Annotated in this window: 14 protein-coding genes; 1 reads left to right on the top strand and 13 read right to left on the bottom strand. The window is 40.8% G+C overall.

The window, feature by feature from the left end; translation table 11 throughout:
• Positions 1-7: 7 nt before the first annotated feature.
• The 10 genes from AR328_RS04570 to AR328_RS04525 form a co-directional block, all read right to left on the bottom strand.
• Entirely contained in the window at positions 8-754 is a 747-nt protein-coding gene (locus tag AR328_RS04570) for an alpha/beta hydrolase (RefSeq protein ID WP_066290735.1), read from the bottom strand.
• 178 nt (positions 755-932) lie between these two features.
• Positions 933-1,166 (bottom strand): preprotein translocase subunit SecG, encoded by a 234-nt coding sequence (gene secG, locus AR328_RS04565; RefSeq protein WP_066290728.1) that lies wholly within the window; start codon positions 1,164-1,166, stop codon positions 933-935.
• A 165-nt stretch (positions 1,167-1,331) separates the two neighbouring features.
• A complete protein-coding gene (locus AR328_RS04560) occupies positions 1,332-2,147 on the bottom strand; it encodes an ABC transporter ATP-binding protein (protein ID WP_197414416.1) in 816 nt (271 codons plus the stop codon).
• A 3-nt stretch (positions 2,148-2,150) separates the two neighbouring features.
• Complete coding sequence (locus AR328_RS04555) at positions 2,151-3,179, bottom strand: taurine ABC transporter substrate-binding protein (protein WP_066290727.1); 1,029 nt, start codon at positions 3,177-3,179, stop codon at positions 2,151-2,153.
• Positions 3,180-3,197: 18 nt separating this feature from the next.
• Positions 3,198-4,073 carry an ABC transporter permease gene (locus AR328_RS04550; RefSeq protein WP_231734756.1) on the bottom strand — a complete coding sequence of 292 codons (876 nt, stop codon included), beginning with the start codon at positions 4,071-4,073 and terminating at the stop codon, positions 3,198-3,200.
• A gap of 84 nt (positions 4,074-4,157) precedes the next feature.
• Positions 4,158-5,576 (bottom strand): amino acid permease, encoded by a 1,419-nt coding sequence (locus tag AR328_RS04545; RefSeq protein ID WP_442854431.1) that lies wholly within the window; start codon positions 5,574-5,576, stop codon positions 4,158-4,160.
• 77 nt (positions 5,577-5,653) lie between these two features.
• Positions 5,654-7,423, bottom strand: coding sequence for a sulfoacetaldehyde acetyltransferase (gene xsc / locus AR328_RS04540; protein WP_066290724.1), 1,770 nt, complete (start codon positions 7,421-7,423; stop codon positions 5,654-5,656).
• Positions 7,424-7,445: 22 nt separating this feature from the next.
• Positions 7,446-8,810, bottom strand: coding sequence for an aminotransferase (locus tag AR328_RS04535; protein ID WP_066290721.1), 1,365 nt, complete (start codon positions 8,808-8,810; stop codon positions 7,446-7,448).
• 21 nt (positions 8,811-8,831) lie between these two features.
• Positions 8,832-9,968 (bottom strand): alanine dehydrogenase, encoded by a 1,137-nt coding sequence (gene ald, locus AR328_RS04530; RefSeq protein ID WP_066290719.1) that lies wholly within the window; start codon positions 9,966-9,968, stop codon positions 8,832-8,834.
• 237 nt (positions 9,969-10,205) lie between these two features.
• Entirely contained in the window at positions 10,206-10,937 is a 732-nt protein-coding gene (locus tag AR328_RS04525) for a GntR family transcriptional regulator (protein WP_066290717.1), read from the bottom strand.
• A 125-nt stretch (positions 10,938-11,062) separates the two neighbouring features.
• Here AR328_RS04525 and AR328_RS04520 point away from each other — a divergent pair, with 125 nt between their 5' ends.
• Entirely contained in the window at positions 11,063-11,971 is a 909-nt protein-coding gene (locus AR328_RS04520) for a selenium metabolism-associated LysR family transcriptional regulator (protein WP_082677125.1), read from the top strand.
• 53 nt (positions 11,972-12,024) lie between these two features.
• Here the strand turns inward: AR328_RS04520 and eno are convergent, their stop codons facing one another.
• The 3 genes from eno to tpiA are packed head-to-tail and all read right to left on the bottom strand — an operon-like array spanning position 12,025 to position 15,645.
• A complete protein-coding gene (gene eno, locus AR328_RS04515) occupies positions 12,025-13,320 on the bottom strand; it encodes a phosphopyruvate hydratase (RefSeq protein ID WP_066290716.1) in 1,296 nt (431 codons plus the stop codon).
• A 47-nt stretch (positions 13,321-13,367) separates the two neighbouring features.
• Positions 13,368-14,903, bottom strand: coding sequence for a 2,3-bisphosphoglycerate-independent phosphoglycerate mutase (gene gpmI, locus AR328_RS04510; protein ID WP_066290713.1), 1,536 nt, complete (start codon positions 14,901-14,903; stop codon positions 13,368-13,370).
• Positions 14,896-15,645: a triose-phosphate isomerase gene (gene tpiA / locus AR328_RS04505; RefSeq protein ID WP_066290710.1), complete on the bottom strand. Its 750-nt coding sequence runs from the start codon at positions 15,643-15,645 to the stop codon at positions 14,896-14,898. The genes gpmI and tpiA overlap by 8 nt, the downstream gene beginning before the upstream one ends.
• Positions 15,646-15,652: the final 7 nt, after the last annotated feature.

Below are 15,652 nucleotides of genomic sequence, written 5' to 3'. Positions count from 1 at the left end.
GTTTCTATTATTCTTCCCAATTAAGTCTTTCTAAAAACTGATAGACGTCCTCATGCAGCATATCTTTCTCTTTATCGAACGTAATGACATGCCCAGATTCTTCGTACCATTTCAGCTGCTTTACATCTGTTTCAACTGCATTGTAAATAATATTGGCACTGTCTGTATTAATCATATGATCATGACGTGCTTGAACAACAAATGTTGGTGAATAAACTGTATCCACATGCTGACGGACATCCGAGATCAGATTTTGCAGAGCCTTTAATGTTTTCATTGGCGTCTTGCGGAATTCAGCCATCTCCTGCTCAATGATCTCTTCGCTTTTTCCTTCCAGTCTTTTATATTCCCGGGCATATTGCAAGATTCCTTCATACATCACTTCTTCGCTTTTTATATACATCGGGGCACACATTGAAGTAATTCCCTTTATAGGTACAGTGTAACCCAATTTCAGGGAAAATACGCCGCCTAATGACAAGCCGCACACCGCTATCTCCTGATGGCCTTTATTTTTCAAAAACTCGTACCCTTCCATGACATTTTTCCACCAGTCATCTGGTCCAGTAGAAATCAGTTCTTCCGGCGGAACCCCGTGTCCTTTATAAAGCGGGGCATGGCAGGTATACCCTTTTCCTTCAAGAAAACGTCCGAGCATTCTCATGTCAGCTGTGTTCCCAGTAAATCCATGCAACAGCAATACCGCTCGTTTTCCATTCCCAAAGGTAAACGGCTTCGGTGCTACAATCTTCATCTATGTAAGACTCCTTTTTCCTTAATTAAACGATTGATTAACAAGGTTTTGGCGTTTAACCAAACGTTTAATTAACATGATTATCTATATTTTTAACAAACTAAGGGATTAGAATCCAATAAAAAATCTCTTTAACAAACGAAAAAAAACCTGACCTTTCGTAAGGCCAGGCAATTTTTTATATTGCGAAATAAGAAACTAAAATAGTCAGAACAAAGAATAGAACAGCCAGAACAACTGTGATGCGGTGTAGAATTAAATCAAGACCGCGTGCTTTTTGCTTCCCAAAAAGCTGCTCCGCTCCTCCTGAAATGGCACCGGAAAGTCCAGCACTTTTACCAGATTGAAGAAGCACCACAAGGATAAGTCCGACAGAAACAATCGCTAATAAAACAATAAATAATGTATGCATCAAGGCCACCTCCTGAAAACGCACAAATACAATATTTTAAATTTATCATATTTTCCTGAGTTGGACAATAGGATGGGATCGGATTTACAAATTAAATAAAATAAAAAAGAGGACTCCTATTCAAAATAGGAATCATCTTCTAGGTGCTTAATTTATTTTTTAAGATTATGAAGAAATGAGGCTAAGGATCTCTTCTCGTCTTTTCACGAAGTCCAGTTCTGTCCGGTGCATCCGGCTTTTCCCTTCTTCGATTTTATAGGGTAAATCGCTGTACATTTCTTTAAGGATCCGGCCCGGCCTTGCTGATAGGACAATAATATGCGTTCCTAGCAATAAGGCCTCCTCCACATCATGTGTAATAAAGAAAATCGTTTTGTGCGTCTCTTTCCATATCTTTCTAATATTATCTTGCATTTGCTCCTTTGTCATCGCATCCAATGCACCAAATGGTTCATCCATCAATACAATGCGCGGGTCGTTTGCTAACACGCGAGCAATAGAGGCTCTTTGTTTCATACCGCCAGAGAGCTCATAGGATTTCGATTTTTTAAACTGAGAAAGGCCAACCATTTCTAAATAATGATCCACAATTTCCTGTCTTTCTTTCATTGGAACTTTCCTCATTTTTAAACCAAAGCCAACATTCTCTTCAATATTCAACCACGGATAAAGCATTTGTTGCTGGAACACAACACCACGATGCCTATCAGGTTTAGGTGAAATGGGCTCATTATCGAGGAGCACCTCGCCGGATGTAGCTTGATGGAAGCCTGCTAAAATACGTAATAATGTTGTTTTCCCACATCCTGAAGGACCTAATACACAGACAAAACTGCCTTCTTTAATTTGTAAATTGATATTTTGTAATGCCGTCACTACTTGTTTATCTGTTTGATAAGTTAGTTCTACATCATTTATTTGAATAACCGTAGATTCGGATGTGATTTCTGCCAGCGCATTCCTACTATTAATGGGGATCACCTCTTAATCCTTCTGGAGAAATTTTGGTTCAATGGCGTCTTCATATGCCTGAAGATCAGGGACGGTATTTATTGCATTTTGCGTTTTTAAAAATTCAGCCGTATCTTTTAACGCTTTGGCAAAAGCTCCTTTTTTATCGGATGTTCCAAGATAATCATCCGAGGCCTGTTCTTTTGCATCTAACCAAATTAATTGATCCATGAAAAACTTTGTCTCATCCTTCGATACATTCAACTCATTTTTCATCGCTTCAGCCGCTTCGTCTATTGATGAACGATATAACTGGACGGATTCATCTAATATTTTTATATATTGATTTAATACATCTGGATGATTCTCTATAAAGTCCTTCGTTGCAATCCCTACATCAGCGGTTAAAATGCCATCTTGTGCAAGGTCACGGCTTGTTAATAGGATGTCTCCATCTGTTACCATTTCCCCTAATGTTGGATACCAGACATATCCACCATCAATTTGACCTTGTTTCCACGCAGCTAACATGTCGGCTGGCTTCATATCTAATATAGTTATTTTATTTTGATCAATTCCTTTTAATTTTAGGGCAGACAACAAACTGTAATGTGTTGTTGAACCGAAAGAGACGGCAATTTTTTTACCAACAACATCTTCAAGAGATTTAATTCCGCTATCTTTTTTTACAACTAATGCCTCGTTATCTCCAATTACATCGTGAAGCCATATGACTTTGTATGGCAAATTTTGCGCTACCCCTGATGCAACTGAACTAGATCCGATTAAGCCTGCATCAATTTCCCCTGCAGCCATGGCCGTATTCACATCAACAGCCGCCTCAAACTGAACCAATTTAACCTTTACACCTTCGAATTTCTCCTCAAACATTTTGGTTGCTTTTGCTAGCAACTCTGCATTGGGAATGACTTGATAGCCAATTCGAAACTCAACAGTGCCATCAGCGGATTTTGATGTTGATTTGTTTCCACAGGCACTAATCATAAATAATGCGACAACCACCATCAAACACATGAACCATTTGCTTGTGCTATTCCTCATCCAATTACCCCCAATTATTTAATCTTTTCCTTTCCATGGAACCGCTCTCATTTCAACTTTACGAAGGATCCGATCCAGTAAGATTCCGGTTACCCCCATCAAAATAATGCCAACATACATAATGTCACTTCGCAAATATTTACTTGCATCAAGCACTAACCAGCCAATCCCTGAAACAGCAGCAACCATTTCAGAGGCAACTAGAGTTGTATAAGCAAATCCAATCGCTGTTCGCATTCCCGTAAATATTTCCGGTAAGCAGGACGGGAAAATAACATAGCGGAACGTTTGCCATTTATTTGCACCCAATGAAGTAGCTGAATGGATCCGGTCTTCCAATACACCTTTTACGCCGGATACTGCGGCAATATACATAGGAGCAAATGCTGCAAGATATAGTAAAGCAACTTTTGAAAGATCTCCTATTCCAAACCATAATATTAATAATGTGTAGTATGACAGCGGTGGCAAGGGACGATAGAATTCTAGGATGGGGTCTAACGCAGCTCTCACTTTTGATGAATAACCACTAATTAATCCTAAAGGAACAGCTGTAATTAATGCGGCGAAGAAGGCCACAGATAATCTGTATAAACTATCAAGCAGATGAAATAGTAAGCTATTCCCTTTGTATCCGTTTACAAGTAAATCAGTAAAGGCAGCCCAAGTTTTTGCTGGGGATGGGATAAAGACTTCGGAGAAAATATTAAGTTTGGTGACTGTATACCATAGCAAAAATATGAAAACAACTGAACTCCACATGATGCCTGTTTCCTGCATAATTTTCCACTTTCGCTTTTTTTGTATGATAGCCGGTTTCTCTAGTGGCGTAAGGGGGTCATCCAGTTGAAAGCCATTTTGTTCTACTTTTTTATTCATCATGTTTCCATTCATAAAATGTGCTTCACTCTCCCTTTACATGAACCCAAATTGGTCTAGTTTTATTTTCTCTATATAAGCCTTTTCTTTAAGTATTTATTAAATCTTTTGTTTATCGGTATTTAAAATTGGAGAATTCATTGCTATTTCTTCTCTATGATCACTTTCTTTTCTCCGCCGATTTATGAAGTAGGATGAAATAACAATTATGCTAAACAATGTTGTAAAAATAAACTGTGGACGCTGTGAATCAATAAACGCCATTAAGATTAACACGGAAACCATGGCAAAAATGGTCGCATAGGTTAAGTACGGGAAAAACCACATTTTAATTTTAAAGTCAGCTGAATTTTCTTTTTCCATTCTTTTTCTTAGCCGCAGATGTGAAATCGCAATGGCTAAGTAAACGAGAATTCCAACCCCACCTGAAGAGTTAACCAAGAAGAAAAATATTTTATCTGGGGAAACATAGCTGAAGATCGTGCTGATAAAGGCAAAAAGTGTACTAGCAATGACAGCAATAACAGGAACCCCATTCTTGCTCACCTTAGATAAGATTTTTGGGGCATCCCCTTTTTGTGCAAGAGAAAATAGCATACGAGAGCTCGTATAAAGTCCTGAATTTAGGCATGAGAGCAGGGCTGTCAAGACCACTATATTCATAAGTACAGCTGCAGAAGGAATCCCTATCATTTCAAGAACTGAAACAAATGGACTTTTTAATAATGATGCTGAATTCCATGGTAAAAGGGTGACAAGGACAGCAATAGAACCGATATAAAAAATCAGAATCCGCCAAACCACACTATTTAAAGCACGTCTTACAGAATTCACCGGGTCTGGGGTTTCACCAGCTGCAATCGCCGGTATTTCCACTCCTACGAAAGCATGGAAAACAATAGCAATCCCAACAACCACCGAACCTACTCCATTAGGTATAAAACCTCCGAAATGAGTTAGATTAGATAGGCCTGGAGATTTGATACTTGGTACTAGTCCAAAAATAATCGCTAATCCTAAGCCTAAAAATAGAATAATACTCCCTATTTTGATAATGGAAAACCAATATTCAAATTCTCCGAATGATTTAACCGAAAAAACATTGGTTAGTGTTAATAAGACAATGATTCCAAGACTGATCATCCAAACTGGAATCGCTGGGAGCCATTCATGGATAATTGCTGCACCCGCTACTGCTTCAAGTGCAATGACAATCACCCAGAAGAACCAATATAACCAGCCTGTCGCATAGCCTGCCCATTCACCGATGCCATCTCTTGCATATACAGCAAAGGACCCTGTATTAGGATTAACAGTTGCCATTTCCCCAAGCATCCGCATAACGAGAACAACGATTAAGCCAGCAAATACGTAAGAGAGTATTGCCCCTGGACCTGTTTTTCCAATAATAATACCGCTTCCTACGAATAATCCAGCGCCAATTACGCCGCTTAAGGAGATCATGGTTAAATGTCTTTGTTTAAGTCCAGCTTTTAACTTCTCGGGTTGATGCTCCAAACATATTCACCTACTTTATATGAAGTTTAGAAAAAAAGAGGGGCAATCCCAATAGATTACCCCCTTTTCAAAGTGATTTACCAGTTTCTGTGATCTAAGTGGGAATATTTAGGCAATAGCCTAGTCGGCATTTTCAATGCATCTTTTCTAAATGGCGGTGCCAATTGGGTTCCATCCACTTGAATGTCAATAACTGTCGGTTTGTTTGACTCAATCGCCCGTTGGATAGCAGGTCCCACATCCTCAGGTTTATCAACATTTATGCCAACCGCACCCATCGATCTTGCCACTTCAGCAAAATCAGGATTTTGGATATCCGCACCGACAAAACGGTTATTATAAAAATCAACTTGGTTTTTCTTTTCTGCACACCATGCATTATTATTGAAAACACAAGCAACTACAGGAATATTTTGTTCAACAGCCGTGCTCACTTCATGCAAGCTCATTCCCCATGCACCATCACCCACAATAGCCACAACAGGACTATTTGGATTAGCAAGCTTCGCACCTAATGCGGATGGGTAAGCAAATCCAGTATTACCGAAAGTTAACGCGGCGATATGCTGACGACCATGATTAAATTTCAAGTACGCATTGGCAGTTGAAGATACATTCCCGATATCAGTTGTGACGATGGCGTTATCTGGTAGAACCTTTGTCAGTTCTAACAGTGCACGGCGCGGATTAATTGGCGTTCCGTCTACCATTGCGAGATCCACTAACTCTTTTTCCCACTTTTCCTTTTCTTCCGCCGTTTTGAGAAGCCTTTCTTGATTTGCTGCTAGATTTGGCGTCTTTTCTTTTAAACGTTTAGCGATTTCAGAACCTGCAGCCTTGGCATCACCGATAATGCCCAATTCCACAGGATGTGTACGCGCAATATTACGCGGATTAATATCAACTTGAATAATCTTCGCGCTTTTCGGAAAATAATCGATATCATAGCATGGCAATGTCCCAAAAACGGACAAACGGGTACCAAGGGCTAACACAACATCGGCCTCTTTAAGCGTGTTCATCGCTGCTTTGGATCCCATATAGCCAATCGGTCCAACTGCTAACACATGATTCGCTGGAAATGCATCATTGTGCATGTATGAAACAGCTACAGGTGCTGTAAGGTGTTCCGCAATTTCCTTTACTGCTTCAATACCGTCAGAGTCAACTATGCCACGGCCTGAAATAATAACAGGATTTTTTGCATTTGCCAATAATTCCACTGCCTGATCGATTAACTCTAACGATCCACAGCCTCGATTATCAACCCGGTATTGGTGCGGCTCTAATATGGCATCTTCTAATTCTCCATAGAAATAGTCCCTTGGGATATCGAATAAAACAGGTCCTCGCTCGGCATACGCGATACGGAAAGCAGTTCTTAAACAATCAGCAACCCTGCTAGGGTGAGTCACTCTAACCGTTTCCTTCGTAATTGCTTTAAATACCGACACTTGGTCACACTCTTGGAATCCGTCCCAGCCAACAGTTGGTGTCCCTGCGGATGGTGAAATAACGACCATTGGAGTATGTGCTTGATTAGCTGCAGCCACAGAAGTCACCATGTTGGTGATTCCAGGTCCATTTTGGCCTATTACTACGCCCGCTACTCCACTCACCCTTGTATAGGCATCTGCCATATGTGCTGCACTTTGTTCATGACGAACCCCAATAAAGCGTATTCCAGCAGAAGGTAGAAGATCAAGCATATCCATAAAGGCAGATCCTAAAATACCAGAAATATGTTTGACTCCCTCTGCAACCAGTGTTTCAACAATTGCCTCACTTGGAGTCATTTTTACTTTTCTTGTTTTGATTTGTTGTAATTCCTTTTCAACTTTTGCCATTATTAGCACAACCCTTCATAAATTAATTAAGTTGATCAAAAGCGTATTTTACGGTTTCCACTAGGAAGTTCAGGTCATTTTCTGTTGAAGAAAGTGGAGGAGCAACAATCAGCACGTTATTAAAACCTGGCACAGTGTCACCATTTCTCCCGATTATTAAGCCTTTTTCTTTACATAGGCCAATTACTTTAGCCAACATTTCATCTGCAGCCGGTTCTTTGGACTCTTTATCTTTAACTAATTCAATCCCATATAAAAATCCTTTATGGCGTACTTCTCCAACGTTTTCATGCTCGATTAAATCTTTTAATCTTCCTAAAATAGATTCACCTAAAGAGGCAACTCTGCTTACGATATTTTCTTCTTCAATAATTTCAATATTTTTTAGTGCGACAGCACAGCTTGCCGGATGCCCGCCATATGTAGACACATGACGAAGGTGTTGGTCGGCGCCCTTCTCTTTAAAAGTTTCAAAAATATGAGATTTGACTGCGGTTGCTCCAAGCGGTAAATATCCGCTCGTCAGACCCTTCGCCATTGTTACGATATCAGGCTGAACACCTTCAGAATGCATGAATCCGAACATTTTACCTGTTCTGCCAAACCCTGAAACGACCTCATCACAAATGAGAAGGACATTATGTTTCTTACAAATCTCAGCTACTCTTTGCATATAGGATTCTGAAGGAACAATCACACCGCCGCCGGAAATAAATGGTTCCATGATAACGGCAGAAACTGTTTCAGCTCCTTCCCAATTAATCATCTGATCAATCATTTCTGCAGCCGTTTTATCGCAATCCGTGACCTCATCACCAAACGGGCAGCGATAGCTGTATGGCGGTGGAACATGAAGGAATCCCGGCACACCTGGATCGTATTTAACTCTTCGGTTTGCCTGGGCCGTTGCACTAAGTGCGCCCAGCGTTGACCCATGATAAGCGCGATACCTTGAAATAATTTTGAATTTTCCTGGGTTGCCATTCTGAATATGATATTGTCTGGCAATCTTAAACGCCGTTTCATTGGCTTCAGAGCCGCTATTGGAAAAGAATGTTTTATATGAATCTCCTAATAGTTCACTAATTTTAGCAGATAATTGGATCGCCGGAATATGACTGAGTGTTAGCGGGAAATAGGAAAGCTTCATCATTTGTTCCGCTGCCGCATCAACTATTTCCTTTCTGCCATGACCTAAATTTAAACACCATAACCCGGACACACCATCCAAGTAACGCTTGCCATTCACATCAGTAAACCACGCACCTTCACCAGATTCAGCAATGGTTGGTTTACCGCCTTCCACATGACGGCTCATAGCATGCCATAAATGATTTTGATCCTGAACTTCAAGTATTTCCTGCTCTTGAACTTCTAGTTTCGTCATTATGATGATCCCCCCTATTTTTTATAAAATGGTAGATGGTTCTTTTTGTAGAATTTCACTTAATGGTGTAAAAGGAATGTTATATGTTGCGGCTATAGCTGGATGTGTAACTTTGCCATTATAGGTGTTAAAGCCTTTTGCCAATGCCGGGTTTAGCTGTGCAGCTTGTTGGATCCCTTTGTTAGCAAGCAGCAGCCCATATGGGGCAGTTACATTTGACAGGGCATACGTTGATGTTTTTGAGACAGCTCCAGGGATGTTTGGTACGGCATAATGTAATACACCATGTTTGATATATGTGGGGGAATCATGAGATGTAATATGGTCTATCGTTTCTATTGATCCGCCTTGATCAACAGCAACATCAATAATGACAGATCTTTCTTCCATTTGTTTAACCATTTCTTCACTTACTAGCTGCGGAGCCTTTGCGCCAGGGATTAATACTGCACCAATGAGCAAATCTGCCTGCTTGACCGCATCCGCAATATTGAATGGATTGGACATCACAGTTTTGACTCTGCCGCCAAAGAGATCATCTAATTGACGGAGACGCTCAGCGCTTATATCAATGATTGTCACATCTGCTCCTAGTCCAACGGCCATTTTCGCCGCATTAGTTCCGACGACTCCTCCTCCGATAATGACAACTTTTCCAGGTTTTACGCCGGGGACTCCGCCTAATAAAACCCCTTTCCCTCCATGAATTCTTTCTAAAAATTGTGCGCCCAGCTGAACCGACATTCTTCCGGCTACTTCACTCATTGGAGTTAACAGCGGCAGTGAACGATTTTCCAGCTGTATCGTTTCATATGCTACGGCCGTCACCTGGTTATCGATCAATGCTTTGAATAGTTCAGGTTCAGCAGCCAGATGGAGATACGTAAATAAAATTAAGTCCTTACGCAGGTATGGAAACTCCCCGACTTGAGGCTCTTTCACTTTGACTACCATGTCTGCAGCCCAAGCATCTCCCGCTGTCGGGACAATGGTTGCGCCCGCTTTTTCGTATTCTTCATTCGTGATTCCACTTCCCAAGCCAGCGTCTTTCTCAACTAAAACCCGGTGACCTGCTTTTACATAAGAGGCTACACTTGCTGGATCCATTGAAACCCGATTTTCGTTATTCTTAATTTCTTTTGGTACACCGATAATCATAACCTCATGTCCTTTCAGTTAATTATGGTCAAAAGTTATCTTACATGGATGACAGCATTTACACTATACATTGTAATCCGGACGTTAGGTCATCCGTACCAGTTTGGATAACATTGAAACCTTAATTGAATTAAATCATACAAACTCTAAATTTTCAATATATTCTAATTATAATTAATATTTAATATTCTTAATACTATTTATTAATATTTTTAATAGTTCCATTTCAGCCTATCTTTAAGCCATTGTTATTATACTTCTTGAAAGTTTGATTCGAAATGAGTACATATCTGAGCGGAAATAGCCAATGTAATATTCAATTAAATCATCCTCTACGTCCATTAGCATTCGTTCTGTTACAAGGACATTGTAAGGCTCTGGTATCTCTAATAGCTCAGCATCTTCCCTAGATAATTGACCGCTTGTGATGATCTGCTCTGCTTCGGCAAATTTAATTTGCAGATTTTCCTCGAGTAAATCGAATAAAGTCCCTTTTTCAATATCTAACTCTGCTAATTTTTTGCCAATTTCAATTGGATAGTACTGAACTTCAATGGCAATGGGAACATCATTTGCATATCTGATTCTTTTAATATAGTAAGCTTCTTGAAAACCCGTTACTTCTTTAATCTCATTTGGTGTTGCCAAAAAGCCGTGCTCCACAAGCTTTGCATCAGGTTTCATGCCCATTCGTTTAATAATCTCGGTCGTACTGCTAAGGCTGCCGAGCCAATCCTGAATCGGTTTAAGGGAAATAAATGTCCCTTTTCCATGGACTTTTTCTAAAATACCATCCCTAACTAAATGAGAAACAGCTTCTCTCACCGTACTCCTGCTCACTTTATAGGACTCCATCAGTTCCCTTTCACTTGGAATTTTCTCTTGGTAATATCCTTCCTTAATTAATTTCTCGAGTTTATTTCTTAATTGAATGTGAAGTGGCACCGGATCTTTTGGATTTAAATTCACTATTGCCTGCCCCCTTAATTTTCCAATTATGATATTTGTAACTATATGTTACTAATTTATGTCGCGCTTGTCATTAGTTTCTTTTATAATAGTTGATAAATTCAGAAAGTTGAGGAGGGATATAAATGAATTTAGAGCATCTTAAGGTCTTTTACACTGCCGCAACAAAAAAGAATTTTTCAGAGACTGCGAAAGTCCTTCACCTTTCACAGCCATCTGTCAGTTTACATATTAAGCATTTAGAGGAATATTTACATACAACATTATTTGACCGCTCCACGAAAAAAATGGAGCTGACACATGCTGGAACCATCCTGTTCAGTTTTGTAGAACAAATAAACCAGCTTGTTAATCAAGTGGAAAAAGAAATTTCCCTTCTATCTGACAGCATCCACGGCAACCTTCGTTTAGGTGCAAGTCTAACCATTGGCGAATATTTACTGCCTTATTTTCTAGGTGATTTTATCAAGCAATATCCTAATGTTCATATAAGTTTAATAGTAGACAATTCCAAACAGATTATTGAAAAGCTGCTGGATGGAACAATTGATTTGGGATTCATTGAGTCGGCAATTCCCCGAAAAGAATTTGATAGTCTGCCATTTTTAGAGGATGAGCTTGTCATCATTTCATCCGCCAGACACCCTCATCCTTATCTTGCAGAAGATACAATTGAACCTGAGTTATTGTTTTCACTGCCATTCATTGCTAGAGAAGAAGGGTCAGGCACCAGGCAGGTATTGGAATCAATACTATTAAAGCATCATATAGAAATTGATCAATTAAATATTGTTATGGAGCTTGAGCATACCGAATCAATTAAATCTGCAGTTGAATCCGGTTTGGGGGTTGCTATTATTTCCAAAACAACTATCCAAAAAGAACTAGACCTAGGGCTATTGAAACAAACCAGATTGAAAGGCATCTCGTTAAAACGCAATTTTTATTTAATTAATAAAAAACAAATCATGTCCCCAGCCAGTGATGCGTTTAAGGAGATGTTTATTTCTTTAATGAAAGGGAATGTATACTAACCTCCAGCAGAATACAAAGAAAAGGTGACTGCCGCAGCAGTCACCCCATTATATTACTTATTCAAATTATAAAAACTCTTCAATCCATCATATACCGCTAAATCACCAAGCTCGTCTTCGATGCGAAGTAGCTGGTTGTATTTTGCGATACGGTCTGTACGGGACATAGAGCCTGTTTTGATTTGGCCGGCGTTTGTTGCAACAGCGATGTCAGCAATTGTGGCGTCTTCTGTTTCGCCTGAACGGTGGGAAACAACGGCTGTGTAGCCTGCACGTTTTGCCATTTCGATCGCTTCAAACGTTTCTGTTAATGTACCGATTTGGTTCACTTTAATTAGAATGGAGTTGCCAACTCCTTGCTCGATTCCTTGAGCAAGCTTCTTTGTATTTGTAACGAATAGGTCATCTCCAACCAGCTGAACCTTCCCGCCAATGCGCTCGGTTAACAGCTTATGCCCTTCCCAGTCATTTTCATCTAAGCCGTCTTCAATAGAAATAATCGGGAATTCATTCACAAGTTCTTCGTAGAAGTTCACCATATCCCCGGAAGTTAAACCTGTTCGGCCTTCGCCAGCTAAATCGTATTTGCCTGTTTCTTTGTTATAGAATTCAGAAGAAGCTACGTCCATTGCAAGGTAAATATCTTTCCCAGCTTCGTATCCAGCGTTGCCGATTGCCTCGATAATCACTTCTAAAGCTTCACGGTTTGAGCCAAGGTTCGGTGCAAAGCCACCTTCATCGCCAACAGCCGTGTTTAAGCCTTTACCTGAAAGAACCTTCTTCAATTCATGGAAAACTTCAGTCCCCATACGGATAGCCTCTTTGAAAGTTGGCGCGCCAACAGGCATGATCATGAATTCTTGGAAATCTACGTTGTTATCAGCGTGAGATCCGCCATTAATAATGTTCATCATTGGTGTTGGAAGCTGCTTTGCATTAAATCCGCCAAGGTAGCGGTATAATGGAAGTCCAACAGACTCAGCAGCCGCATGGGCAGCAGCCATAGATACCCCTAAAATAGCGTTCGCACCAAGCTTGCCTTTATTTTCAGTACCGTCTAATTCGATCATTGTGCGGTCAATACCAACCTGATCCGTCACATCCATGCCGATAAGCGCTTCTTCAATAATATTATTTACGTTATTTACCGCTTTTTGAACACCTTTTCCAAGGTAACGGGATTTGTCTCCGTCACGAAGCTCAACTGCTTCGTATTCACCTGTTGATGCACCAGATGGAACAATCGCACGTCCAAAGAAACCGGACTCTGTAATGACTTCTACCTCTACCGTTGGGTTACCGCGGGAATCTAATACTTCACGAGCATAAACATGTTGGATATATGGCATATTATTTCTCTCCTTTATATTAGGTTTTACTATAGTAAAACAAATGTCTATTTCTTAATAAGTGTAGTTCCAGTCATCTCAGCTGATTTCTCCAGCCCTAGCAAATCAAGCATCGTTGGCGCCAGATCACCAAGGATACCGCCATCACGCAGCTCAATTCCAGCTTCCGTCACAATGACAGGTACAGGATTGGTCGTATGAGCGGTCATCGGATGGCCATCAAGTGTTACTACCTCATCAGCATTTCCATGGTCTGCTGTAATAATCGTTTTTCCGCCTTTTGCAATAATTGCATCCACAACTTTTCCTAAACATTCATCAACTGTTTCCACTGCTTTAATCGTCGGCTCAAGCATTCCCGAATGGCCGACCATATCAGCATTGGCAAAGTTTAAGATGATCGCATCAAACTTATCCGCTTCGATTTCCTTCAACAAAGCGTCCGTTACCTCATAAGCACTCATTTCCGGCTTTAAGTCATAGGTCGCAACCTTCGGCGAATCAATTAAGATTCGCTCTTCACCAGGAAATTCCGCCTCACGTCCCCCGCTCATAAAAAACGTCACATGAGGATACTTTTCTGTTTCGGCAATTCGCAGCTGCTTTAAGCCATTTTGAGAAATAATTTCTCCAAGCGTGTTATCTAAGTTGTTCGGCTCAAATGCCACATAGCCGTCAACAGTTTCGCTAAAATGAGTTAAACAAACGAAGAAAAGATTCTCTGGATGTTTAGATCCTCGTTCAAAGGAACGGAAATCCTTATTTGTAAAGGTGTTCGAAATTTGGATTGCCCTGTCTGGTCGGAAATTATAGAAAATAACCGCGTCATTGTCTTGAATGGTTGCAACCGGCTCCCCATTTTCCTGCGTAATGACAGATGGAAGGACGAATTCGTCAAAAATCCCATGGCTATAATTATCCTCAACTAAATCAATCGCATTAGAATATGCAGGACCCTCACCATACACCATCGAGCGATAGGATTTTTCAACCCGCTCCCAGCGCTTATCCCGGTCCATTGAGTAATAACGGCCGGAGATTGTGGCAAATTTTCCAACGCCGTATTCCTTCATTTTTTCCTCTGCAGCTTTTATGTAGCCTTCTGCCGTTTGCGGTCCAACATCACGCCCATCCAAAAATCCGTGAACATAAACGTTCTTGACGCCTTCTTCTGCGGCGAGATGCAGGAGTGCATACAGATGGCTGATATGACTATGCACACCACCATCTGAGAGCAAACCCATAATATGTAAATTAGTGCCATTCTTTTTCACGTGGTCCATTGCTTTTAAGAAGGTATCATTTTTATCAAATTTGCCTTCGCGAATGGCTACGTTGACTCGCGTTAAGCTTTGATAAACAATTCGGCCCGCTCCAATGTTTAAGTGGCCCACTTCTGAGTTGCCCATTTGTCCTTCAGGCAGACCAACCGCTTCCCCGCATGCAGTTAATGTGGAATGCGGGTATGTATTCCAGAACCGTTCGAAGTTCGGCTTCTTTGCCTGATAAACCGCATTCCCTTTATGTTCAGCCCTTAAGCCGAATCCATCAAGAATAATTAAAGCAATTGGAGATTTACTCATACTTCCCTGCCTCCAATAATTGCAGGAAGGATGGCGCCTCAAGACTTGCTCCGCCTACTAAAGCCCCGTCAATATCAGGCTGAGCCATATATTCTTTAATATTTGCAGGCTTCACACTGCCCCCATATTGAATGCGAATCGCTTCAGCAGCTACCTGTGAAAATTGACCACTCACTACTTGGCGAATATGGGCACACACTTCATTTGCATCTTCAGCAGTTGAGGATTTCCCTGTGCCGATTGCCCAAATAGGTTCATAGGCAATGACCGTTTGTTTGACTTGTTCTTCTGACAGGCCCTTCAACGCCTCTTCAACCTGAGAACCAACAAGCGCCATTGTCTCCCCGTTCTCACGCTGTTCCAGTGTTTCACCAACACAGACGATTGGCGTTAAATTGTATTTGAATGCAGCCAAAGTCTTTTTGTTGACAGCTTCGTCTGTTTCATTGAACATTTCACGGCGCTCTGAATGGCCGAGAATAACATAAGTGACGCCGATATCCTCAAGTGCCACAGGACTAATTTCTCCTGTAAAAGCACCGCTTTCCTCAAAATGCATATTTTGAGCACCAATGCCTATACCATAGCCTACTAATGCTTCTAAAAATAGTGCAGGTGCACAAACTACTGTTTCAACCTGATCCTGGTCCGGAATCGAACCATCGATTTCTTCAAAAAACGCTTTCGCCTCTGAAAGGGTTTTATGCATTTTCCAGTTTCCTGCAATAATTGGTTTACGCATGCTGGCA

The organism is Bacillus sp. FJAT-29937 (assembly GCF_001509555.1).
In the GTDB taxonomy this organism is placed as follows: Bacteria; Bacillota; Bacilli; order Bacillales; family Cytobacillaceae; genus Cytobacillus.
The sequence above is the reverse complement of the archived record's forward strand: the minus strand, read 5'-3'. Positions and strand labels throughout refer to the sequence as shown.

Bases quoted from the DNA above. Each gene is read 5' to 3' on its own strand.
- ald (WP_066290719.1), bottom strand. From the start codon at position 9,968: ATGATTATCGGTGTACCAAAAGAAATTAAGAATAACGAAAATCGGGTT.
- secG (WP_066290728.1), bottom strand. From the start codon at position 1,166: ATGCATACATTATTTATTGTTTTATTAGCGATTGTTTCTGTCGGACTT.
- gpmI (WP_066290713.1), bottom strand. From the start codon at position 14,903: ATGAGTAAATCTCCAATTGCTTTAATTATTCTTGATGGATTCGGCTTA.
- AR328_RS04550 (WP_231734756.1), bottom strand. From the start codon at position 4,073: ATGAATGGAAACATGATGAATAAAAAAGTAGAACAAAATGGCTTTCAA.
- AR328_RS04570 (WP_066290735.1), bottom strand. From the start codon at position 754: ATGAAGATTGTAGCACCGAAGCCGTTTACCTTTGGGAATGGAAAACGA.
- AR328_RS04535 (WP_066290721.1), bottom strand. From the start codon at position 8,810: ATGACGAAACTAGAAGTTCAAGAGCAGGAAATACTTGAAGTTCAGGAT.
- AR328_RS04520 (WP_082677125.1), top strand. From the start codon at position 11,063: ATGAATTTAGAGCATCTTAAGGTCTTTTACACTGCCGCAACAAAAAAG.
- tpiA (WP_066290710.1), bottom strand. From the start codon at position 15,645: ATGCGTAAACCAATTATTGCAGGAAACTGGAAAATGCATAAAACCCTT.
- AR328_RS04555 (WP_066290727.1), bottom strand. From the start codon at position 3,179: ATGAGGAATAGCACAAGCAAATGGTTCATGTGTTTGATGGTGGTTGTC.
- eno (WP_066290716.1), bottom strand. From the start codon at position 13,320: ATGCCATATATCCAACATGTTTATGCTCGTGAAGTATTAGATTCCCGC.
- xsc (WP_066290724.1), bottom strand. From the start codon at position 7,423: ATGGCAAAAGTTGAAAAGGAATTACAACAAATCAAAACAAGAAAAGTA.